The sequence below is a fragment of the Maricaulis sp. genome, assembly GCF_048268525.1.
Lineage (GTDB): Bacteria > Pseudomonadota > Alphaproteobacteria > Caulobacterales > Maricaulaceae > Maricaulis.
Genome location: NZ_JBLWVH010000019.1, coordinates 1 through 22,732, shown reverse-complemented (window position 1 = coordinate 22,732; position 22,732 = coordinate 1). Strand labels below are relative to the sequence as shown.

Genomic DNA, 22,732 nt, shown 5'->3' with positions numbered 1-22,732 from the left:
GGCGACAGGATCATGGCATGGTCTCCGCTTGGTCATGTGTGAGACCGAGTTCGTCCTTCATGGCGGTATGCAGGTCGGCAATGGCCTGGTCGATGAAATGACCGACGAAACCCGACAGGCCCTGGGTGACCCTGATATTGCCCATAAAATGGGCCAGGAAGGGGCGAGACGCGCGCATGGCGTCGAGATCGCAAACCGCCTGCAGCCGCCAGCCACTGCTAGTCCCCGGCGCTTCAACGCGTTGGAACCAGACCATGTCCGGGAACAGCTCGGTGAGGTCGTCGACATCATGGAGGTTCAGGCGCAGCCATTCCCGCGCCGCTTCCTTCTTGGCGACGAATTGCATCGCGGCCAGACGCAGCGCTTCATTGTCGATGGCCGCAAGGGCGCCGGACCCGACGAAGGCCTCGGTCGTCGGGCTTGCATCGGGCATGCTGGCGATGGAGCCGGAATTCGCGATCGCCCGGCATTGCTCCGGGCTCAGGCTTCCGGTGCCGATCGGGGCGATGATGATCGGCTGCGCGGCATTCAGGGCCTGGATATGGTGCTCGATATAAGACCGGTCCCGCGCCTCGATGAGGCCGCGGATTTCGGTTTCCGCCCGCGCCAGCGTATCCAGCGCCCGCACCCGCTCGGACCGGGTCTGCGCGAACTGGCTGATCTGGAAGGCCAGCAGCACACCGGCCACCACGATCACGAATTCGATGCCGACGGCCAGCCAGTTCTGGTCTTTCAGGGCGCGGGTGATACGGGCCAGGATCATTCGCCCAGCTCCGCATTGATAAGGGCAAGCAGGGCGCGGGCCTCGTCCTCCCGGGCCAGAATGCTGGAGGTCTGGAACTGCCCGGTTTCCCGACTGGTTCGCAGATAGGCGAGGATGGCAGGATCGTTGCGGGCGGCGTCGAGCACGGTGTCGACGTCATGGTCGGAGAATAACGAAAACCCGTGCTCGAACAGTACTGGCAGGGCCGCGCTGCGAATGTCCCGGAAGGTGTCCAGATTCCTCTGGAAATCGTCATAACCGGCATAATAGCGCTGGATGGAAGAGCGCAGCTCGCCGGCCCCGATCAGGCGCAGGCTGCCGCCATTGACCAGGCTTTGATATCCCGTACGTCGCCCGGTGACGCCGCGGATCAGATTGACCCGCGCCAGAAGCATCGGCAGGTCGACCTCGGTCACGATGGGCAGGAGCGTCGCGTCAATCGCGCCGCCAGGCGCCGTCGACATCGATCGCAATCCGGCCCCGTCATTGGCCTCGGTTAGCAGGTATTCCGCCGCGGCGAGACGCCAGAGGCTGGCATCCCGGGTCAGTTCAATGGCCGTGATGTCGGCCCGGATATCATCGCGAACCTCATGCAATTGCCGCGTGATCACGTCCTGCTCGGCGCGGTCCGAATTCCAGACCGTGACCTGGAAGCCGATGACAACGCCCATGATGACAATCACGAATTCGATACCCACGGCGAGCCAGTTCTGGTCCTTCAGGGCGCGGGCGATGCGGGAGAGGATCATGGCGCGTTTGCCTCCGGGGCTTCGTCGGTTTCCATCGCCGCCAGCACGGCCTGCGCCCGTTCCAGCGTGCCCTCATGCCAGACGCGATTGACGAAATTCGCGCGGGTGGTGAGGCGGGCGGCGGTATAGACTTCGGCCGATTGGCGGATTTCCGCGAGCGCCGCATAGAGGTGCGGCGGCAAGCTGTCGGGGTCATCGGAGGTGTAGGTCTGCACGTCCAGCAGGATGCCGGCATTGTCGGTGATCAGCCGCGCCAGCGAGGCATAGGCCAGCTCCTGGCGACGCACCTGCTCGTCAAACTCGACCAGGGCTTCACGCAGGGCTTCAGACCGGATCAGGCGCATCTCGCCGGAGGCGACCAGTTCGGCATAGGTCGCCGAGCGGCCATTGGGGACCGGCGTGCCGATGGCGTTTTGCAAGTCGGCGAAGAATTCAAGATCGCTGACCTCGCTCTGGTCCCGGCGCAGTAAGGCCTCGAAGGCTTGGGCGGCCTCGATCCGGGCATCCAGCTGTTCGATGACGGTGGCGGTGCGCGTTTCGATCTCGGTGAAGTCGGTGTGCAGGCGCTCCAGGATCAGGGCTTCGCGCTGATGTTCGATCCGGGTCTCGTTCCAGGCGGAAATCTGGAAGCCGATCACCACGCCGGCCAGAACGATGATGAACTCGACGATGACGGCGAACCAGTTCTGGGTCCGCAGCGCCTGGGTGATGGAGGAGAGGATCAAGGCGTCGCCTCCGGGGCGGGCACGGGCGAGGGCTGGCCCAATTCTTCCGCCAGTGAGGTGCGAAGCTGGTCGACCTCGTTCTTCAGCACGCGCAGAAATAGGGCGGCCGAGCGGTTCAGATAGATTGCAAAGGCCAGATTGTTGGCCAGCTCGATATCGTCCGGGGTGAAACTGTCAGCCAGGTTGACCGAGTCCACGCCCAGACCATCCATCGTGACGCGAAGATGGGGACGCAGTGTGGCAACGATACCGACCTGCTGGTCCTTGATCTGGTCGATGACGCCGTGGGCATCGGCCTCGACCAGCGGCAGGTTGGCGAGTTCTGCGCGCAGAGCCTCATTGCGGATGAGGCCGAGCCGGCCGCTGGAGATCAGCTCGTGCAGCGCCGCCGACTGGATCTGGACTTCCGAAACACGCGTGATGGCCAGAAGCGCGAACGTATCGCGCGCCATCGTTTCGCGGTCGCCGGCATCGAAGGCGGCCAGAAAGCGTTCCGCCTGCTCGCGCGCATCATCAAGATCGCCGTTGGCATCGTCCAGCTCGTCGCTGATAACCTCGAACTCACTGAAGAGCCGTTCCAGATAAGCCTGTTCCAGCCCCCGTTCCTGACGCGCCTCATTCCAGGCCGAGACCTGGAAACCGACCACCACACCGGCGATGACGATGATGAATTCCAGCGCGACGGCGAGCCAGTTCTGGTCACGCAGGGCCTTGGTGATACGGGCGAGGATCATGTGTCGGCCTCACCATCCGGCTCCGGTCGATGAATGCGCTTGGCGCGGACGACGAAGAAAAAGCCGAGCGAGCCGATATAGGTGACGACCAGAAGGGCGGAGATCATGACCGGCATATTCCCCATGCCCGCACCGCCCGGCCCGGCCGGGCCAAGCCAGGCGAGGTCGGCGGACTGGCTGGCGGTTTGGTGGATATGCACGCCCAGGGCAGCAAAGTCGGAAAAGGCAAAGAGGACGCCGGATCCCGTCATCACCGCTCCGATCGTGTAGAGCAGGAGAAAAAGGGCCGCGACCCAGCGCTCCATTCGGTGGGCGAGGAAGAAGGACGCCGTCAGCATGGCGAAGACCAGCGCCATGAAATTGGAAAAGATGAAATTGGCGGTGTTGAGATATTCCGAGAACAGCAGCGCCAGTTCGAAATCAGACATTGTCACCGCCTCCCCAGCCGGTTGAGCGGTATCCAAGCCTGATTTTCGGATTGGCTAAAGGGGAAACCGGACCGATTGCGTCCCGCTCAGGCCGGGCCGGAGGTATTGTCTTGCGCGTAGAGCGCTTCCAGCGTTGCGACGACCGGATCGCGAACGATCTGGGCAGCGCTGAAATGGAAGACGCGGGCAATATCGGACCCTTCGACCAGGTCGATCAGGTGGGCGAGACCGGACGGGCCTTCATCCTTCAGCTCGACATGGCTCGGATCACCGGTCAGCACGATGCGCGAATTCTGACCGAGGCGGGTGACCGCCATCCGGGTCCTTTGAATATTCATGTTCTGCGCTTCATCGACAATGACATAGGCATTCTGGAAAGTCCGGCCGCGCATCCGCCCGACAGGCAGGATTTCGAGACGGCGGGCCTCTTTCAGCCGTTGCAGCTCTTCCGGGCCGACCAGGTCGGTCAGCTCGTCCTCGATGGCGGCGAACTGGCCATCATAAGCGGTATCAGTCCGTGTCTGCGCCGTGACCACCTCACCGCGCTCGAAGACATGCGGGCGGGCGATGACGAGATGACGGTACTTGCCGTCCTCCAGCAGGTTCAGGCCGGCGGCGAGCGCCAGATGGGTCTTGCCGGTCCCGGTCGGGCCGGCGCCGATGATGACCGGCGGCGCCTTGGCCAAAAGAGCACTCATGAAGGCGTGCTGCATGACGGTCTTGGGGCGCACGGCATTGCGCAGACCGGGCACACGGAAGGCCAGTCCGCGTTCCAGGGCTTGCCGCAGGCTGGCTGCAATGGCGTCGGCTGCCCAGATATGGTCCGGCGAGGCGCCGTCCTGACTGGCTTCGGCGGCCGTCTGGACGAATTCCTGCAGCATCAGGACCGCCGCTTCATCACCCGTCAGCTCCAGCCGGGTGCCGGTCAGGCGCAGGGTTGCATGATAGGGCGCCAGCTCGGGCACGAGCCGGGCCAGCACATCGGCGCCACCGGTCCGGATCTGCGCGGCGAAGGCGTTGGACAGGTCCAGCGAGGCGTGGAAGGGCTGGTCAGGGTCGGCGGTCGGTCTGGTTGTCATTGTCTCACCCATCCTTCAGCGCGAATTCGAGACCGTAGAGCGGTGGCCAGGGGAAGCCGGCCGCCTCCATCTGGGCCTGAAAATTCGGCGTGGCTTCGATATCGAACGGGGCCCCGCACTTGCAGCTCACGACGGCCATCATCAGCGGCAGACCGCGGGTGGGCCGGGCGTCGATCAGTGCCGCCGCGGCGTTGGCGCCCTCCCGGTTGCCGATCAGCGCATTGACTATGAGGCGGGTGCGAAGCGGCAGATCGGGATTGGCCAAGGTTTCCGCGGCGAGCCGGTTGGCGGTTTCGCGGTCACCGAAATAGGACGCCTGGGAAATCTCGAAGAGGCGGGCGTTGACCGGATCGTCTTCACGCCAGGCAGCAAGATCAGCCTCGCTGGTGCGGCGACCGAGAGCCAGATTCAGGTTGGGTCGAAGGAAGGGGTCCACATAATTGTTGGCTTCCAGCAGCTCGACATGCGCCACGGCTTCCTCCGCGCGTCCGGCGTGCATCATGATGGTCGCTGTCAGCAGCCGGGTCTGGTGAGCCAGCGGATCGCACCTCAGAAGCCGGAGGTCATTGTCGATAAAGTCGTCGAACCGGCTGGCCAGAAAGGCCAGATTGGTTGCCCAGTTGCTGTCCAGGCAGCGTTCCTGATCGAAAATCTGGTCGGTGACCGCCGCCGCGTCTGTCCAGTCGTCGGAGAAGAAAATCTGCTCGCCGCGAGCCAGCAACAAACGATCCGGATCGTCGGCATTGGCGTTCGCTGCCGCGATCAGGCGTTCAGCCTCGGCAGCGAGCTCGGCATACTCCGCTTCTTGGAAGATGCCGGGGTCGACCAACAGGTCGACCATCGTGTGGGCGTAGTAGTCAGCTTGGAGCAGATAGGCCTGGGACAGGGTCGGGTCGAGCTCGGTGGCCTGCTCGAAATAGGGTTCCGCCTCGATCATGCGGGAGGAGTCTGTAAAGTGATGTCGGGCCATGATTTCATAGCCGCGCTGATAGGCGATGAAGGCCTCGACATTGCGACTGCCGGACTGCCGCAACCGCTCGCGCAAGCGGTCGTCCAGCGCCACGCCCATCAGGGCGGCGATATTCTCGGCGATGTCTTCCTGGATGCCGAACACATCGTCCAGCACGCGGTCATAGGTGCCCGACCATAGATGGGCATCATCCGAGGCGCGGATCAGTTGTACGGTCACGCGTACCTGGTTGCCCGAGCGCCGGACGGATCCTTCGACGACATGGGCGACACCAAGTTGGGCCGCGATCTCGCCGATCGAGGGCAGGTTATCGCCGCGGAACTGGAAGGCCGACGTGCGCGACGTCACCAGCAGGTCGGGCAGTGCGGCCAGAGAATTGAGGATTTCCTCGGTCAGCCCGTCGGCGAAGAAGCGGTCTTCCTCGGACGTCGACCAGGCGGCAAAGGGGATGACCGCGACCGAGCGGGCGTCGAGCGGCACGGTCGCCGTTGTGGCGGCTGTCGGGGCCTGTCGGGACGGCATGAATTGCGATCCGATGACCAGCGCGGCGACCAGTGCCAGCCCGCCCATTATGGCGAAATCAATCCGCCGACCGGTCTGCGGCGCAATACTTTCGCCCTCCGGCACGGCGGCGGTCGGCCTCATGCCCTCGGGTGTCATCTCGAAGGCCCAGGCGAGCAGCACGGCGACGGGGAAGCCCAGGCCCAGAAGGACGATGACCAGCGTATCGGTCCAGCCGGGCAGACCCAGCGGCGTTTCGATCAGGGTGGTCACCTGCATCAACAACCAACCGACCACCAGATAGGCAGCGGCGACGCGGAAGACATTGCGACGGCGAAGTTCTGTGAGGAATTGGTTCATGCGTCGCCCATCGCTTTCGCGATATCCAATGCACTGGGCAAGCTGTTGATCATGATGGCGCAATCCCCCCTGGATTGAGCCGCACACTGCACCAAAACCCCTGATTACAAAAGCGGGACCACGATACTTGCCGTCCCGGATTGCAGGGCGGGCGCCCGTCAGGGCTGACGGACGCCCGGTTTGCGCTCGCGAGAGGCCGGGTCAGGCGCGGTGCGGCAGGAGTTTGCGGTTGCGCAACAGGGCCGCGGAGATCAGGCTGACCAGCACGCCGATCGGGAAGATCTCGATGAAGGTCATCGGCAGGCGGAACCACCAATTGCCGTACAGCTCCATCATGGCGGTCATCTCGTCGCGGACGGCAGCCAGTTCCGCAGCGGTTGCGCCGGCGGCTTCGCGGGCGGCGAGCTGGCCGTTGAGATAAGCCTCCATGAAGGCGCGGTCGGTGGCGTTGAAATAGATCTCCCAGGCGACGACGTAGAAAACACCGGCCAGGGCGGCAACGCCGAGGCCCAGGGCCAGGGCCGGCCAGAAGCGGATCACGCCGCCCAGATTGATGTCGCGATGGCGCTTGATGGCGATGAAGATGATGGACAGCGACAGCAACATGCCCAGATAGCCGATGGCTTCCGAGCCAACGCCGTCAGACCCGGCCAGCAATGTCATGCCGAGGATCAGGAACAGGGCGACAAGGCTGCCGGCGATGCAGCCGAAAACGAGAATGATGCGGGTCATGATGTCGATATCGCCCGGTCGGGCGCCTCCGTGTTTGATGGACCGGTCCAGCCTGCCGGTCCCGCGCCGCGCGTCGTCACCCCGATGGGTGATTGTGACGAAATCACCCGTTTGACCGGGTCTGGGGGGCGGTGGCATCGCCCGCCGCCGGGATCAGGCGCAGGTCGCGGGCAGTCTCGATCGCCTGGATGCGGCTGGTGACGTCGAGCTTGTCGAACAGGCGGGCGATATGGGTCTTCACCGTGTTGGGCGAGACGCCGAGCGTGCGGGCGAGTTCCTTGTTGCCATCACCGCTGACGAGCGCCTCCAGCACGTCCAGCTCGCGCGGCGTGATGGCAAGGGACTTCAGCGCCGCCTCATTGCGCACGAAGGGCGCGGGCGGCGCCTGGCGCGTGAGCCGCATCCCGACCCAGACACCCAAGCCGACGCAGCCCAGACCAACCAGACCAACCAGCAGCTCGATGCCGATGGCCCGGGTCCAGAAACGATATTGCAGCCATTCCAGCACGAAGACAGCGAGTGCCAGCGCGACGGCATAGAGGAGGATGGGGCGCCAGACGCCGCGTATGCGGTTCGGCTCAGTCACAGGCGAAGTCGTCGGTGCCGACCGGCCGGCATTGCGGCGGGAAGCCGTGCGCGCGCCAGAAGTCGAGAAGGCCCGACTGGCGAATTCTGTTCCGGAAGGTGTCGGACTGTCGCCACGCGCGCAATTCCGGGTACCAATAGATGAAGGGAATGGCATCGCTGCCTGTCGGATCGAGAGGCAGCAGTAATTGTTCGACGCTCAGGGTCGCCTCATTGCCAATGCTGGCGGCATGGCGCCAGGCGTCGGCACCCAGTGCGGAATGGTCTTCGTCCAGATTGAGGTAGGCTTGGTAGATTTCGCCGGCGCGCGAATAGCGCGGCAGGACGGACGACATGTTGAGGCCATTGGTGAAGGTGATCTCTTCCCCGAAGCGGGCCAGCATTCCGAAATTCAGCCATTCGCCTGTGGCGAGACCGGCTGACAGGGTCTGCCTGAATGCCGCGAACGCCTCATCGGTTCGTCCCATTGCATAAAGCGTCTCATAGCCGTTTTCGACGCACGGCGAATAACGGGGTTCGTGCAACTGGCAGGTCTGAAAATCGGCCAGCGCCCGGTCCAGATAGCCGATGTCCATATAGACCAACCCACGCCAATTGCGCGCCGATCCGTCATGAGGGTCGATTTCGAGCGCGCGGTCATACTGGGCGATGATGCCAGCGTAATCCGCCCGTGACCCCAAGCGCCGGGATTCCATCGCCTGGGAATTGGCGAGCACGGCGAGGGCGGTCGCGTTGTTCGGGTCGATGGCGAGCGCGTTTCGCGCGAACCGGCCTGCTTCATCGTTCAGGGCCTCCCAAGTGTGGTCGGTTTCCATGAACTCGTCGAGCAAGAGCGTTGCCGCGGCGCGAACGGCATGGGCCTGAGCAAAGTCCGGATCCCGGGCAATCGCCTGGTCCAGCAATTCCATGGCCCGGTCGAGCTCGCGTCGGCCCAGATAGAGGGCCCGCGCCTCCAGATAGAGGGAATAGGCGTCGACATCATCGGTAACAGCCGCAACCGTGACGACCGGCGCAGGGGCGGTCTCATCCAGGAATTCGCGCAGCGCCGCAACGATGGCCGTCGCGATTTCATCCTGTACTGCGAAGATCGCGCCGGCGGTGAGCGGACGGTCATAGGTCTGCGACCACAAATGCCGGTCGTCAGGCGCATCGATCAGCTGGGCGGTTATGCGCACCGTCTCGCCATCGCGGCGGACGGATCCTTCCAGGACATGGCGGACCCCCAGACCTTCAGCAATTTGCGGGATGGAATAGGTCTCGCCGCGATACTGGAAGGCCGAGGTGCGCGAGGCGACATCCAGCCCGTCAATGCGCACCAGGACATTGAGGATTTCCTCGGCAATCCCGTCGGAGAAATATTGCTGGTCGCCGTCCGGGGAGAGATCGGCGAAAGGCAGGACCGCGATCGAGGAATCGGAGACTTCTGGCGTGTCCGGCAGGGGTGCGGCGATCGCCATCTCCGGCCCGGCATTATTCGCCGCCCCGCCAGGAGCGGTGAGCAGTTGCGCGCCACCAATGCCCAGGACGACCAGGACTGCGGCGATCAGCACATAATCACCGGGACCGAGCGGCTTGAACCCGCCCGGGTCGTCAACGGCCCCGGTCTTCTTCATGCCGTCGGGCGTCAGCTCGAACGCCCAGGCGATGAAGGCCACGACCGGAAAACCGGCGACAAGAATGACCAGCGCCAGACTGTCGGCCCAGTCGGGCAGGCCGGCGGCGGTGCCGATGGTGGCGACGACCTGCATGATCAGCCAGGCGACCACCAGATAGGCGGCGGCGACGCGAAACACGCTGCGGCGGCGCAATTCGGCAATCAATCCCAACATCTGTTCCGATTTCCCCCGGCGCTTGCGTCGCATCCTGACCATATTGGCAGAATAGGCAAGCTGACGCGGGACCCGGTCGAGCCGGGGCATCGGGCAAAGAAAACGCCCCGTCCGGGCAGACGGGGCGAGAGGTCATGACAGGTCCAGCGGGTTTGGGGGATGCTAGTCCTGCTCGTGGAGCCAGGCTGCGTGCTTGGGCGCGCGCTTGGTTTGGCTCCATTCCTCGATCATCGCCGGGGCGACGCGTTTCAGTTCAGCCATCTGCTCGTCGGTGCCGGTGTTGGCGGCGAGTTCCAGACGGTGGCCATTCGGGTCGAAGAAGTAGATCGACTTGAAGATGCCGTGATTGACCGGGCCGAGCACATCCAGGCCTTGCGCCTCGATATGGGCCTTGGAGGCCAAAAGTGCGTCCATGTCCTCGACTTCGAAAGCGATGTGCTGGACCCATTCCGGTGTATTGCCGTCGCGGCCCATTTCCGGCGAGTTGGGCAGTTCGAAAAAGGCCAGGACATTGCCCATGCCGGCGTCGAGGAAGACGTGCATGTAGGGGTCGGGCGCCTTGGTCGAGGGGACTTCATTCTCGGCAATGGCGAGCTTGAAATCCATGCCCATGACACGCTGGTAGAACTCGACCGTCTCTTTCGCGTCCTTGCAGCGATAGGCGACGTGGTGGATGCGCTTGATGTTGACGGACATGATGTCCTCCTACTCGGCTGCGTTGATGACGCCGCGTTCGATCTGGTCGCGCTCGATCGACTCGAACAGGGCCTTGAAATTGCCCTCGCCGAAGCCCTCATCTTCCTTGCGCTGGATGAATTCGAAGAAGATCGGACCGATCGCCTTGCCCGAGAATATCTGCAGCAGCAGACGCGGCTGGCCGCCTTCGGTGGTGCCGTCGAGCAGGATGCCGCGCTTTTTGAACTCTTCGGTTGGCTCGCCATGGCCCGGCAGGCGGTCTTCCAGCATGTCGTAATAGGTGGCCGGCGGTGCGGTCATGAATTCGGTTCCGGCCTTTTTCAGGCGGTCCCAGCATTCAATCAGATTGTCGCAGGAGAAGGCGATGTGCTGGATGCCTTCACCCTTGTACTCGCGCAGATATTCCTCGATCTGGCCGACCGCTTCGGATTTCTCTTCGTTCAGCGGGATGCGGATCAGGCCGTCCGGCGCCGTCATGGCGCGCGAGACCAGGCCGGTATATTCGCCCTTGATGTCGAAATAGCGGATCTCGCGGAAATTGAAGAGGTCCTCGTAATACTTGGCCCAATAGTCCATCCGGCCCTTGTAGACATTGTGGGTCAGGTGATCGATCACGTTGAAGCCACAGCCTTCGGGGTGGATGTCGACGCCGTCGAGATAGACGAAATCGATGTCATAGATCGACTTGCCGTCCTCGAAGCGGTCGATCAGGTAGACCGATGCGCCACCAATACCCTTGACCGCCGGGATGACGAGTTCGGAAATGCCCGGCTCGGTCATGACCGGTTCGGCGCCGCGCTCGAGGCATTCGTCGTAGGCCAGTGCCGCGTCCTTGACGCGGAAACCCATGCCGCAGGCCGACGGGCCATGTTCCTTGGCGAAGAAGGAGGCTTGGGTGTCGGGCTCGTAATTGATCAGGAAGTTGATCCCGCCCTGGCGCCACAGCTCAACATCCTTGGAGCGGTGATTGGCAATGTGGGAAAAGCCCATCGCCTGGAACACCGGCTCGATCACGCCCCGTTCCGGCGCGGTGAACTCAACAAACTCGAAACCGCAAAGTCCCATCGGGTTTTCAAACAGGTCGGCCATGTCGTGTCTCCAGCAAGGGTGGGGGTACGCCAGCGTGACGCATCCGGCGTCGCAGCGGCGGCGTGCCGTTGTCGATTGGGGCGTTGACTAGCTCGTTTGTTGCTATTGCGTCAAGTTGTGATTGCAACTATTAAGGCCGCATGAGCACGACCGAAACCCAATCCCGACGTCAACCCGAGGCCGAAGGCTCCTTGCCGGACAATTTCCCGGCCGGGGATCCGATGTCTGTGGCTGAAGCGGCCGCCGGGCCGACCCTCGATCCGGCGGGTGACGGAGTGCCGGATGTTATCCGGCTCAATGAATACTGGCCCTACCAGGTCACCGTCCTCGCCGATCGGGTCGCCCGTCTGACCTCGGCCATCGTCAAGCGCGAGGCAGGCCTGAACCTGTCGCAATGGCGGGTGCTGGCGGCGATTGCCGAAGCGCCCGGACGGACAGCGGTCGAGGTCGTTACCGTGACGCCGATGGACAAGGGCATCGTGTCCCGCGCAACCAAGGCGCTGCTGGAGGCCGGTCTGGTCGTGCGGCGGGCGTCCCAGGCGGATGGCCGTGTCAGCCATCTGTACCTGACCGGAAAGGGCAAGGGCGTGTATGCACGCCTGCGCCAGTCGGTGGAGGCCGTGCCGCTGTCGGGAAACCGGATGATGGATTCAGGTGAGCAGGCGGCTTTCTGTTCGCTTGTGCGACGTCTGGCCAATTCGCTGCCCGAGGCGGAACGGCAGGGCTGATGGCCGTTCATCAAATATCACCGGATATTAGTTTTTGACGGTGTATAGGGGGCGGTGGAAGAAAAAGGTCCCTGACGTGCGTCTGGCAGTCATCATTCTCGTTCATGTCCTCCTGTCGGCGACCTTCGCCGCGATCTCGGGGCTGGCTGCGCATAACGTCCTGATGACCTCGCTGTCGGCGGCACGGGCCGAGATGCTGCAATCCTATATCCGGGTGAGGGCGGACCGCGAGCAGACGCTGTTTGACGAAGCCCGTGTCCTGGCCGAGGCCGCCGAAGCCGCTTTCCTGCGTCGTCACAGCCTGATCGAGGCGGACGACATCCTCGACGAATTCAACGCCCTGTTCCCCGATTTCGGTGACGGCACCCGGCGGTCGCACCCCGATCTCTTCGACGGCCGTGTCCTGCCCGGAGCCGACTATGTGTTCGGGATCGGCGCCTTCCTGGGCGACGGGATGTCCATGACCCCCGAGGAGCAGCGACGCTACATGGCCGGCTTCCATGTGGTCCGGGCATTCGGCGAAGCCCATCTGGGCGAGTTCTCCAGCCTCTACTATTTCACGCCTGACCGCCGCGTCGTGATTTTTGCGCCCGACCGCGAGGACCGGCTCGCATTCTACCGATATGAGGCGCCGGCTGATTTCAACCTTCAGGCCGATGAGGATCCGCGTCTGTTCAGCCAGGACACAAATCCCGAAAGCGCGATGCAGTGCACCCGCCTGTCCCGTTTCGTCTACTCGGATGGAGGTGAGCGTTCGGCCACGGCGTGTCGCAAACCGATCCGGGTCGATGGCGAACTGATGGGGGCATTCGGCACCTCGATCGACATGACCGAGCATCTGGCGTCGTCGCTCGAGGCGCCGCCGGCGGGCGGTGTCAATCTTGTATTCGACCGCGACGGCGCTGTGATCGCCCGCGGCCAGACCCTGCAGCAGGCTCGCGCGATCGGTATCGACCCGGTTGAGATCATGGCCCTGCTGCGCGACGATCCGCGACCACGCGGCGTGGTCGGAACGCCCCGGAGCGAGTTCCTGGTTGCGTTCAGCCGGATTGCCGGCCCGGAATGGTATTTCGTCTCGGTCAGCCATCTGGCCGGGGTCAAGGAAACGGCCAATCGCTGGGGCTGGCGCCTGGGATATTTCATCTTTGTGATCTCGCTGGTGATCACGGGAATACGCGGTCTGCTGCGGCGTACCGACCTGATGCGGAACCTCTTCGAGCCATCGACGCCGAAGCCATCGGCCCGCCACTACGTCCCGGTCTCGACCTACGGGCCGACCGGCCCGACCCGGCAACCGCCCCCGCAAGACCCGGAACCGCCAACCGGTTCCTGACCGGGCCGGGCGGCCATCTTCGACTTTCACGGCCATCGCACGGAATAAGCACTGGCCAGCCACGCCCTCGCAGCGTATGAGGGCGCGCCTTTTCACGACAGGAATGACATCATGAGCGCGTCCCTCGACAAGCTGCGCAATATCGCCATCGTGGCGCACGTTGACCACGGCAAGACCACGCTGGTCGACCAGCTGCTGCAACAGTCCGGAACGCTGGGCGAGCGGGCCAATGTGTCCGAGCGGATGATGGATTCCAACGATCTGGAAAAAGAGCGCGGGATCACCATCCTGGCCAAGAACACCGCCGTCACCTGGAATGACTGGAACATCAACATCGTCGACACCCCCGGCCACGCCGATTTCGGCGGCGAGGTCGAGCGCGTCCTGTCGATGGTCGATGGTGTTCTCCTTCTCGTTGATGCGGTCGACGGCCCGATGCCGCAGACCTCGTTTGTGACCAAGAAGGCGCTGGCCCGCGGCCTCAAGCCGATCGTGGTGATCAACAAGGCCGACCGTCCTTCCGCCCGCCCCGACTGGGTGGTCGACCAGACCTTCGACCTGTTTGACCGTCTCGGCGCCAATGAGGAACAGCTCGACTTCCCGGTCGTCTACGCCTCTGCCCTTCAGGGCTGGGCCGCCAATGAGGCCGGCGTGATCGGCACCGACATGAATCCGCTGTTCGAGATGATCACCGCCCACACGCCGCGCCCTGACGTCGATCTCGACGGCCCGCTGCAGCTGCAGGTCTCGGCGCTGGATTATTCCTCCTTCACCGGCGTGATCGGCATTGGCCGCGTCGCCCGTGGACGCCTGGCCCGCAACCAGCCTGTCACCGTGGCCAAGGCCGATGGCCGTCAGGTCAAGGGCAAGGTCCAGCAGATCTTCGGCTTTCACGGCCTCGAGCGGGTCGAGCTGGAAAGCGCCCAGGCCGGCGATATCATCACCTTCACCGGCATCGACAATCTGAAAATCTCCGACACGCTGTGTGACCCCGACAATGTCGAGGCGCTGCCGCTGCTGTCCGTCGACGAGCCGACCCTGTCGATGACCTTCCAGGTCAATGACAGCCCGTTTGCCGGCCGCGAAGGCAAGTTCGTGACCTCGCGCAATTTGAAAGAACGCCTCGAGCGCGAGCTGATCCACAATGTGGCGCTGAAGGTCGAGCAGCAGGACAATCCGGACAAGTTCACCGTCTCCGGACGCGGCGAGCTTCACCTCTCCATCCTGATCGAGACCATGCGCCGCGAAGGCTTCGAGCTGGCCGTCGGCCGTCCGCGCGTGGTCATCAAGGAGATCGATGGCGAACAGTGCGAGCCCTATGAGAGCCTGACCGTCGACCTTGAGGAAGACCATCAGGGCGGCGTCATGGAAAAGCTCGGCCAGCGCAAGGCCGAGATGAAGAACATGGTGCCGGACGGGCATGGCCGGGTCCGCATCGACTATGTCATCCCGACCCGCGGCCTGATCGGTTTCCGCTCCGAATTCCTGACCCTGACCTCAGGCACCGGCCTGATGTTCCACACCTTCGATCACTATGCCCCGAAGACCGGCGGCGAGATCGGCCAGCGTCACCACGGCGCCATGGTCTCGATGATCGACGGCAAGGTGCTGGGCTTTGCCCTGTTCAACCTGCAGGAGCGCGGCAAGCTCTTCGTCGGACACGCTGTCGAGGTCTATGAAGGCATGATCATCGGCGTCAATTCCCGCGATGACGACATGATCGTCAATCCGACCAAGGGCAAGAAGCTGACAAACATGCGGGCCTCGGGCACGGACGAGAACATCGTCCTGACCACCCCGATCAAGCTGACCCTGGAATACGCGCTGGAATTCATCAATGACGACGAACTCGTCGAAGTGACCCCCCAGACCATCCGCATCCGCAAGACCTTCCTGAAAGAGCACGAGCGCAAGAAAGCGTCGCGCGCCAAGGAGTAGGCATCAAACACCTTGTCATCCCCGTCGGATGTCCGGCGGAGGCCGGACGCAGGACGGGACCTAACTCTTTGTTGCCACATGGGTCCCTGACTTTCGCCCCGCCTACGCGGGGCGGGAACCTGCGCCCGCATAGGCGGGTGGCAGGGATGACAAATTTGGCGCACGGCCGACTCCCGAGCTCCTCCCTCACGTCCCCACATAAAGCTTCCGCTTGCCGGACTCGGCCTGTTTCTTCGCCTGCTTGAGCAGCTTGTGATATTCGTCGGGATCGCGGGCCAAGGCGTTGGGCTCCATGCCTTCGCCGAACTCGCCGTCGAGCATGCGGGCGATGTCGCGCAGGGTCTGCACCATGTCGAGGCGGACACTGTCATCATCGGCGCGGAAATACGCGTTCATCTCATCCACCGCTTTGCCCAGCCAGCTGGCCTTGAGCCGGTCCAGCAGAATTTCGGCCGTGGCGATGGCGGCCTTGCTGTCGCCCTTGTCGAGTTGCTGGTTCATGGCGTCGTGGATGGCCTTCAGGGCCAGGCATTCATAATGCACGCAATCGCCGATCAGCGCGCCTTGCGTGGTGGTGAGATCGGGGTTTTTCGGGGTGATCGGCGTTTGCGGATCGATCGAACGGGTGCGGGACATGGCAGTCTCCAATTTCTGGCAGGGTTTCAAACAGGGTGAGGGGTCCGCACGCTTTCGCGCCGGAGAGATGGGAGGGAGCGGGATGTCGGCCGGAGCCGATAAAGCGCTGTTTTAATAACGGTAGGCTTCGACAAGCATCCCGCTCACGGAGATTTCCCGGACGCTCTCGCCCCCGATTCCAATGCGCCAGGTACTGAGGGTCGGTCGTTTAGTGCCCCTGGACCTGATCGCACGCCCTGCCGGAGTATCGGGATGTCATCCCCGACACGCGGACAGGCTCCGCAAGTTTCCGGGCACAAGTGACAGGGCCCGTGCCTCCCATCCCGAAAACCGAAGGCATTATGTGTCGGCGCATAAGGGGTGGGGATAAGTTTGGCCGATTTTTTTGATAGAGCGCCCTTTCCCTCTCCCTCGGGAGAGGGTCAGGGTGAGGGGTAAATCCCGGTGAGTGCGACAGGAATCCCCCTCATCCGGCCTCCGGCCACCTTCTCCCAAGGGAGAAGGAAAGGGGCGCGCAGCGGGGATAAGGTCTGAGTTCAGGGATGTTTTTCCTGGCCGCAGCCCCACGAAAGCGGTGCGCAAAGCCGGGACCGACCGGCCCCTCCGGCCAGCGATGAGACTCCCTTCACCGGTGAATGCCGTTCATTCCGTACCCAACCCTCGACAGCGCCGCTCCCGCCCGCTACGCATCCTGTAACAAAACACAAACCCAAGCGGGAGGTCCGTACCATGTTTGATAATCTGTTTTCCCTTGAGGGCCGTGTGGCCCTGATCACCGGTGGCTCGCGCGGCATTGGCGAGATGATTGCCGAGGGCTATGTGCGGGCCGGGGCCAAGGTCTACATCACCGCGCGCAAGGCGCCGGAATGCCTGGCCACGGCCGAGCGTCTGTCGGAATTCGGCACCTGTATCGCCCTGCCGGGGGACGCTTCGGGAGCCGACGGGGCCAAGGCGCTGGCGGCCAAATTCCTGACACATGAGAGCAAGCTCGACATTCTGGTCAACAATGCCGGCGCAGCCTGGGGTGCGCCGCTGGACGAGTTTCCCGAGAGCGGCTGGGACAAGGTCATGGACCTCAATGTCAAGACGCCTTTCTTCCTGATCCAGGCCCTGCACGGCGCTCTCAAGGCAGCCGCTTCGCCGCAACAGCCGGCCAAGGTGATCAATATCGCCTCGATCGACGGGTTGTCGGTCAACATGATGGAGACTTACTCCTATGCCGCCTCCAAGTCGGGAATCATCCATCTGACCAAGCGCCTGGGCCTGGAAATGGCCAAGGAGAATATCAATGTCACAGCGATCGCGCCGGGGGCCTTCGCGTCCAGCATGAACAAGGTCGCCCGCGATCATGCCGACATGGTGTCACAAGGCGTTCCCTCCGGCCGGGTCGGTGAACCGTCGGACATGGCCGGTGCGGCGATCTTCCTGGCCTCGCGGGCGGGGGACTATGTGGTCGGCTCGACCGTGGTGGTCGATGGCGGCGTGGCCCAGGCACGCGGGGCGTTCTAGAAAACCGTTCGCCCTTTTCCAACTAGGGTCTTTACCTCGTCTCGCTGATTGGTTGATATTTGCCACCGTATCGAGAAAGGGGAGAGGGCGATGCGTATTTTGCGAATATGGGCGTTGATGGCATGTGTGGGGCTGGTTGCGGCCTGCAGTGCAGTGACAGGCGGGCCGCTTGTCCGGCCCGGTGAACCGACAGGGGCAATCGAGATCGCCAATGGCTCGCGGCATACGCTGACGGCCGTCCTGATCTCGGACTGCTCGGCAATGAGCTATGGACTCAACCGTTTGCCCAATGGCGTGACCATTCCGCCGGGCCGGTCCTACCGGTTCACGGTTTCGGCCGGATGCTGGGATGTCGATGCCGGTCTGGCCTATGGCACGACACTGCATGAAGCTCGGTTCCGCACTCAGGTCCACGCCGGGCGGCTGACCCGGCATGTTATCCGCGGCTGAGGCTCCGATGCCTGGCGCAGTCGCGCCAAGGCAGATGGATGCCAGGCAAAAAGAACGGGCGCCGGAGTTTCCTCCGGCGCCCGCTTTTGTTTCAGCGCTGTGTCGCTGCCTGTCGGAGCTTATTGCTCCAGGCGGCGCACTTCCACTTCACCCATATCGAGCTCACGGATGCCGGCTTCAATCTCGGCGGCGTCGCCGATGATCAGCCAGACCAGCTGTTCCGGGTGCACGACTTCCTGGGCTGCGGCGCGGACCGTTTCCAGATCGAGCGCGTGGTAGCGCTCGGTGATCGTGGCCGGATAGTTCCAGTCGCGACCCAGATTGGCGCTGTTGGCCAGCGAGTTGCGAACCGCAGCCGAGGTCTCGAACTGGCCCGGCAGGGAGCGGGTCGAGTTGTTGACCGAGCGCTGTAGCTCCTCGGCGGTGGCCGGGTTGGTCGAGGTGAACTCGTCAAACTCGCGCAGGAGTTCGGCGAGCGAGTCCGAGGTGCGGTCGGTCTGGACCGGTGCATAGACCAGCCAGGGCCGCTGGCCGCGGGCACCCCAGAGCAGGGTCCGGGCACCGTAGGACCAACCCTTGTCCTCACGCAGGTTCATGTTGACCCGAGCCGTGAAGGAGCCGCCGATGGCGTCATTCATGGCCGAGTAGACTTCCGGATTGTCGACCGAACCGGACGGGCCGATCAGGCCGGCCAGGATCAGCGATTGCGGCGAGTTCGGACGATCGATGATGATCACCCGGGCCTCGTCGGCATTGCTGGCCTCGGTCAGGTTCTTGGTCGGCAGCGGCGCGTCGGGTGCGCGCCAGCCACGGAAGGCCCGCTCGAGGATCGGCGTCACCTCGTCCAGCGTCGTATCGCCGACGATGAACAGGGTGGCATTGTCCGGACGCAACCAGGCTTGCTGGTGGGCCAGCAGGTCGGCACGGCTGAAGCCGGTGACAGCTTCCGGCGTGCCCGATCCGGTGAAGGGCACCGAATAGGCGTGGCCCTCGCCGAACATTTCCGGCGGCAGCATGCGCAGGGCGATGGCGATCGGATTGGCCATCTCCTGCTGGATGCCGTTCAGCGTCTGGGCGCGGACACGGTCGATGTCCTCATCCCGGAAGCTGGGATCGGTGATGACCGTGGCCATCAGCTCGACCGACGGACGCAGGTTCGAAGTGAGGGCCGACAGGGTCACCGAGGAGGTGTCCAGGCCAGCACCCGTGTTGAGATTGGCGCCCAGGCTTTCGGCCCGTGCGGCAATGTCAGTGGCATCCATCCGGCCGGCACCTTCATCCAGCATGTTCATGGTGAAGCTGGCGAGACCGAGCTGACCGCCTTCGACACTGTCGGCTGCGTAGCCGGCATCAAAGACCATCTGCATCTCGACCACCGGGACGGCGTCACGGCGCACGAAGACAATGTCGACACCGTTGGAGAGCTGTGCGGTTTCAACCGACGGCCAGACCAGTTCCGGGGTCGAATCCACGACCGGCAGGGCCGAGCGGTCGGCATCGGTTTCAACGCTGGCATACTGGCCAAACGGCAGCACGGTGATTTCGTGCGAGCCGGTGGTCAGCCATTCATTGGCCGTTGCCGTGACCTGGTCGGCGTCGGCATTGTTGAGACGCTCCAGCTGGGTGCGCCAGAAGCCGGGATCACCGGCATAGAGCGCGCCTTCGGCGAGGGTGACGGCCTTGCCGCCAAAGCCACCGATTTGCCCGAGACCGCGCACGACACCGGCATTGATGCGGGTGCGGGCGGCGGCCAGCTCGTCCTCGGTCGGGCCTTCGGCGAGCAGTTCGGCGACGATCTCGTCGATCCGGGCCGAGGCCGCTTCCACGTCCTCGCCCGGGTTGAGCGTCACTTCGATATGGAACTGGCTGGCCAGCTGGTGGGCTTCGACATAGGCGAAGGCGCTGGTGGCAACCTGGCGACCAAAGACGAAGTCCTGGTACAGGCGCGAGGTGCGACCGCCGCCAAGGACGGTGGCGAAGAGTTGCAGGTCATTGCGCTCGGCGGTGATCCGGCCCGGCACGACCCAGGTGCGGTAGATGCGCGATTGCGGCACGTCATCATAGAGCACTTCGGTGGTGTCGTAGCGGCGTTCCGGGATCCACTCATTGATGCGGTTCAGCGGCGGGCCGACCGGGGCGTCACCGAAATAGCGCTCGACCAGCGGACGGGCTTCTTCGGCATTGATGTCACCGGCCAGAACGAGGACGGCATTGGTGGCGCCGTAATACTGCAGGAACCACTCACGCACATCGTCCAGCGAGGCGGCGTCCAGATCGTCCATCGAACCGATGGTCGAGTGGGCGTAGGGATGGCCTTCCGGGAACAGGGCGCGCAGCTGCGAATACTCGACCATGCCGTAAGGCTGGTTGTCGCCCTGGCGCTTTTCGTTCTGGACCACGCCGCGTTGTTCATCGAGACGGTCCTGGTCAATCGCGCCGAGCATGTGGGTCATCCGGTCCGATTCCATCCACAGCGCCATTTCCAGCGCCGGTGTCGGCACGGTCTGGAAATAATTGGTGCGGTCAAACCAGGTGGTGCCGTTCATGCCGGTCGCACCGACCTGTTCGAACGGACCGAAATACTCGTCATTATAATTTTCCGACCCGTTGAACATCAGGTGTTCGAACAGGTGGGCAAAGCCGGTGCGGCCTTCCGGCTCGGCGCCGGAGCCGACGCCATACCAGATCGAGACGGCCACGATCGGTGCCTTGCGGTCCTCGTGGACCACGACGGTCAGCCCGTTTTCCAGCTCGAATTGTTCAAACGGAATATCGACGTTCGGGACCTGGGCGCTGGTCAGACCTGTAAAGGACAGGGCCGCCGCGAAGGTCGCCGCGAGTAAGCGGTGCATGAGTCTCTCCCACCTCAGCGTTGATTGATGGAACAGACATAGTTCGTTGCCGACGCAGGTGAACTAAATTTCCGGTAATCTTCGGTCTGTGGCAGGCGGGTCCCGGCCGGATCAGGCCTTTTTCACGAACTCGGTCTTCAGGCCCATCTGGCCGACGCCGTCGATACGGCAGTCGATGTCATGGTCGCCATCGACGAGGCGGATATTCTTGACCTTGGTGCCGACTTTCACGACCTGGCTGGTGCCCTTGATCTTGAGGTCCTTGATCACCGTCACCGTGTCGCCGTCCGCGAGCTCTGCGCCATTGGCGTCGCGCCAGACCTTGCCGGCTTCGCCATCGCCGGCAGAAGCGGCTGTGTCCGGGGACCATTCATGCGCGCATTCCGGACAGACCAGCAAGGCGCCGTCCTCATAAGTCCATTGGCAGGCGCATTTCGGGCAGGCGGGCAGTTCGCTCATGGGGGGAATCATTCGTGTCGGCCGGGCAGGGGCGTGGGCTGGTCAATTGACGCCCCCGGGCCGGTCCCGTCCAGTGCGATCCCTGACTTTTGCCGCTAGTCCGGGGCCGGAATTGCAGGGGCGCAACTGTCCAGGTCCAGCTCCCGGCACACGATCCCGTAGAGCCTGTCACGACTGGCGTCTTCTTCGAGCGGCACGGTGAGGTCCTCGAGCAACTCTCTGGCCGCATCGTCAGTGGCAGAACCAGGGGTGTCGTCGATCATGAAGACAAAGCCCGCCTCCTTGTCGAAATCGGAGAGGGTGGTGAGGTGGTGGCAGATGCCCGCCTGCAGCGCTGCGACCCCCTGATAAGGCGCGGTCAGCCCGGCTTTCACCTGGCACACGGCATGCGCCTCCCCATCTTCCACAAGCGCCGTGGCCGCTGGTGTTTCGGCCGTGGCTTCCGGTGTTTCGGGTGCCGTCTCGGGTGTCTCCGGCGTTGCGGCCGGAGCGGTACCGACCACGCGGAGGGTGACCAGAAGCGGGCGCAGGTCCTCGTCTCGCAGCAGGAGTTGGTAGCGCCCGGTCTTGGCCTCCCCGGGATTGGCGACGACCAGAAACTCACCGGCGCCGGAATCGCCGATCGAAAGGGTCAGCCCATCCGGCGCCGACCCGATCCACTGCGCGGTGTAGGGGGCATTGCCGCCATCGACATCGAGTGTCAGGCGATGGGTTGTGCTGTCGCCAAGGTCGATATTGACCGGAGGACGGCGCAGGACAATGACATCGCTGGTCAGGCCGGCAGCCATGTCGACACAGCGCGAGGTGTCACTTGCTGCCGTGTCGATCTGCATCGAGTCGAGCAGGGCTGTAACGGTCCCGGCCAATTCGGTGACAGGCTCGAGCGCGGTACGGGTGGCGGCATTCCAGCGTGCCAACGGTCCGTCAAGCGGGTTGGAAGCGCTGCCCCTCTCTTCGTAGTCCGGATCCGGCAGCGTGAAGAGGTCGGGGCGTTGGCTCATCTGACCGGCGAGGGTCAGGACGGACTGGTTGGCAGCCTGGATGGAGCTTTCCAGCGAAACATCGACGCGGTGCAGGCGCAATTGTACCGCTAGGTCGACATCGACCAGGCTGGACATCAGATGATCGCCGGCCAGCCGGGTTGCGCTGCGGGCCCGGCGAACAGCATCCCGCAATGCCACAAGATCATTGATCGAACTGCGGATTTCCTCGAACCGCTCGACCAGCGGGCGGCTGGCGTCGGCGTGGGCGGGGGCCGTTGCCAGTCGCTCCTGGAGCGCCGCGACCTGGGTTTCGAAACGCGTGAAGGGTTCACCGGCCAGCGCGGTCGCCCGGTCCAGGCTCTGCGACGACGCACGAAACAGGCAATTGGCGGCGCGCTGGCCGTCCAGATAGATCGGCACCCGGGCTGGCGGCGCCACGATCGGGGAAAGGGTCGTCGAAGTGCCGGCCACCAGGCCCAGCGCGGTGGTCGCGCCTTCCGAGCCATCCGCCAGGGCGGTGGCGACAGCACCGAGCGAACCGACCAGCGTCGCGGGCCGAAAACCCCGGCGCCGGGCGCCAGTGGGCGGGTCGGCGCGGCCGGCG

The 22,732-nt window shown here is 63.8% G+C and carries 21 protein-coding genes; 5 read left to right on the top strand and 16 right to left on the bottom strand.

Annotation, left to right across the window (positions count from 1 at the left end; all coding sequences use genetic code 11):
* Nucleotides 1–10: 10 nt before the first annotated feature.
* The 12 genes from ACN0X9_RS10745 to hppD all read right to left on the bottom strand — a co-directional run bounded on the left by ACN0X9_RS10745 (nucleotide 11) and on the right by hppD (nucleotide 11,240).
* The gene (locus ACN0X9_RS10745; protein WP_417487596.1) at nucleotides 11–763 is read right to left on the bottom strand and encodes a hypothetical protein; all 753 of its coding nucleotides are present in this window, start codon (nucleotides 761–763) and stop codon (nucleotides 11–13) included.
* Nucleotides 760–1,512, bottom strand: a complete 753-nt coding sequence (locus ACN0X9_RS10740) for a hypothetical protein (protein ID WP_417487595.1) — start codon at nucleotides 1,510–1,512, stop codon at nucleotides 760–762. Before ACN0X9_RS10740 ends, ACN0X9_RS10745 begins: the two co-directional genes overlap by 4 nt.
* Nucleotides 1,509–2,237 carry a hypothetical protein gene (locus ACN0X9_RS10735; RefSeq protein ID WP_417487594.1) on the bottom strand — a complete coding sequence of 243 codons (729 nt, stop codon included), beginning with the start codon at nucleotides 2,235–2,237 and terminating at the stop codon, nucleotides 1,509–1,511. The genes ACN0X9_RS10740 and ACN0X9_RS10735 overlap by 4 nt, the downstream gene beginning before the upstream one ends.
* Nucleotides 2,234–2,971, bottom strand: a complete 738-nt coding sequence (locus ACN0X9_RS10730) for a hypothetical protein (RefSeq protein ID WP_417487593.1) — start codon at nucleotides 2,969–2,971, stop codon at nucleotides 2,234–2,236. The genes ACN0X9_RS10735 and ACN0X9_RS10730 overlap by 4 nt, the downstream gene beginning before the upstream one ends.
* A complete protein-coding gene (locus tag ACN0X9_RS10725) occupies nucleotides 2,968–3,399 on the bottom strand; it encodes a hypothetical protein (protein ID WP_417487592.1) in 432 nt (143 codons plus the stop codon). Before ACN0X9_RS10725 ends, ACN0X9_RS10730 begins: the two co-directional genes overlap by 4 nt.
* An 86-nt stretch (nucleotides 3,400–3,485) precedes the next feature.
* Nucleotides 3,486–4,478 (bottom strand): PhoH family protein, encoded by a 993-nt coding sequence (locus ACN0X9_RS10720; protein ID WP_417487591.1) that lies wholly within the window; start codon nucleotides 4,476–4,478, stop codon nucleotides 3,486–3,488.
* A gap of 4 nt (nucleotides 4,479–4,482) precedes the next feature.
* Nucleotides 4,483–6,309, bottom strand: coding sequence for a hypothetical protein (locus tag ACN0X9_RS10715; RefSeq protein WP_417487590.1), 1,827 nt, complete (start codon nucleotides 6,307–6,309; stop codon nucleotides 4,483–4,485).
* Nucleotides 6,310–6,510: 201 nt separating this feature from the next.
* The gene (locus ACN0X9_RS10710) at nucleotides 6,511–7,041 is read right to left on the bottom strand and encodes a DUF4199 domain-containing protein (RefSeq protein WP_417487589.1); all 531 of its coding nucleotides are present in this window, start codon (nucleotides 7,039–7,041) and stop codon (nucleotides 6,511–6,513) included.
* A 103-nt stretch (nucleotides 7,042–7,144) separates the two neighbouring features.
* Nucleotides 7,145–7,627, bottom strand: a complete 483-nt coding sequence (locus ACN0X9_RS10705; RefSeq protein WP_417487588.1) for a response regulator transcription factor — start codon at nucleotides 7,625–7,627, stop codon at nucleotides 7,145–7,147.
* On the bottom strand, nucleotides 7,620–9,455 hold the full coding sequence (locus ACN0X9_RS10700) for a tetratricopeptide repeat protein (RefSeq protein ID WP_417487587.1): 1,836 nt from the start codon (nucleotides 9,453–9,455) through the stop codon (nucleotides 7,620–7,622). The genes ACN0X9_RS10705 and ACN0X9_RS10700 overlap by 8 nt, the downstream gene beginning before the upstream one ends.
* A gap of 162 nt (nucleotides 9,456–9,617) precedes the next feature.
* Nucleotides 9,618–10,151, bottom strand: coding sequence for a VOC family protein (locus ACN0X9_RS10695; protein ID WP_011642275.1), 534 nt, complete (start codon nucleotides 10,149–10,151; stop codon nucleotides 9,618–9,620).
* Nucleotides 10,152–10,160: 9 nt separating this feature from the next.
* Nucleotides 10,161–11,240: a 4-hydroxyphenylpyruvate dioxygenase gene (gene hppD / locus ACN0X9_RS10690; protein WP_417487586.1), complete on the bottom strand. Its 1,080-nt coding sequence runs from the start codon at nucleotides 11,238–11,240 to the stop codon at nucleotides 10,161–10,163.
* 140 nt (nucleotides 11,241–11,380) lie between these two features.
* Here hppD and ACN0X9_RS10685 point away from each other — a divergent pair, with 140 nt between their 5' ends.
* From ACN0X9_RS10685 to typA, 3 genes are all read left to right on the top strand, one after another.
* The gene (locus ACN0X9_RS10685) at nucleotides 11,381–11,968 is read left to right on the top strand and encodes a MarR family winged helix-turn-helix transcriptional regulator (protein WP_417487585.1); all 588 of its coding nucleotides are present in this window, start codon (nucleotides 11,381–11,383) and stop codon (nucleotides 11,966–11,968) included.
* A 76-nt stretch (nucleotides 11,969–12,044) separates the two neighbouring features.
* The gene (locus ACN0X9_RS10680) at nucleotides 12,045–13,301 is read left to right on the top strand and encodes a cache domain-containing protein (RefSeq protein ID WP_417487584.1); all 1,257 of its coding nucleotides are present in this window, start codon (nucleotides 12,045–12,047) and stop codon (nucleotides 13,299–13,301) included.
* Between the two features lie 111 nt (nucleotides 13,302–13,412).
* Nucleotides 13,413–15,239 (top strand): translational GTPase TypA, encoded by a 1,827-nt coding sequence (gene typA / locus ACN0X9_RS10675; protein WP_417487583.1) that lies wholly within the window; start codon nucleotides 13,413–13,415, stop codon nucleotides 15,237–15,239.
* 186 nt (nucleotides 15,240–15,425) lie between these two features.
* Here typA and ACN0X9_RS10670 read toward each other — a convergent pair whose 3' ends face one another.
* The gene (locus tag ACN0X9_RS10670) at nucleotides 15,426–15,875 is read right to left on the bottom strand and encodes a hypothetical protein (RefSeq protein WP_417487582.1); all 450 of its coding nucleotides are present in this window, start codon (nucleotides 15,873–15,875) and stop codon (nucleotides 15,426–15,428) included.
* Between the two features lie 729 nt (nucleotides 15,876–16,604).
* Between ACN0X9_RS10670 and ACN0X9_RS10665 the strand changes: the two genes are divergently transcribed.
* Complete coding sequence (locus ACN0X9_RS10665; RefSeq protein WP_417487581.1) at nucleotides 16,605–17,384, top strand: SDR family oxidoreductase; 780 nt, start codon at nucleotides 16,605–16,607, stop codon at nucleotides 17,382–17,384.
* A gap of 90 nt (nucleotides 17,385–17,474) precedes the next feature.
* Nucleotides 17,475–17,834 carry a hypothetical protein gene (locus tag ACN0X9_RS10660; RefSeq protein ID WP_417487580.1) on the top strand — a complete coding sequence of 120 codons (360 nt, stop codon included), beginning with the start codon at nucleotides 17,475–17,477 and terminating at the stop codon, nucleotides 17,832–17,834.
* Nucleotides 17,835–17,953: 119 nt separating this feature from the next.
* Here the strand turns inward: ACN0X9_RS10660 and ACN0X9_RS10655 are convergent, their stop codons facing one another.
* From ACN0X9_RS10655 to ACN0X9_RS10645, 3 genes are all read right to left on the bottom strand, one after another.
* The gene (locus ACN0X9_RS10655) at nucleotides 17,954–20,686 is read right to left on the bottom strand and encodes a M16 family metallopeptidase (RefSeq protein ID WP_417487579.1); all 2,733 of its coding nucleotides are present in this window, start codon (nucleotides 20,684–20,686) and stop codon (nucleotides 17,954–17,956) included.
* Nucleotides 20,687–20,797: 111 nt separating this feature from the next.
* Nucleotides 20,798–21,145 (bottom strand): zinc ribbon domain-containing protein YjdM, encoded by a 348-nt coding sequence (locus ACN0X9_RS10650; protein WP_417487578.1) that lies wholly within the window; start codon nucleotides 21,143–21,145, stop codon nucleotides 20,798–20,800.
* A gap of 95 nt (nucleotides 21,146–21,240) precedes the next feature.
* Nucleotides 21,241–22,732: hypothetical protein (locus ACN0X9_RS10645; protein WP_417487577.1), on the bottom strand; the 1,492-nt coding region annotated here is incomplete at its 5' end.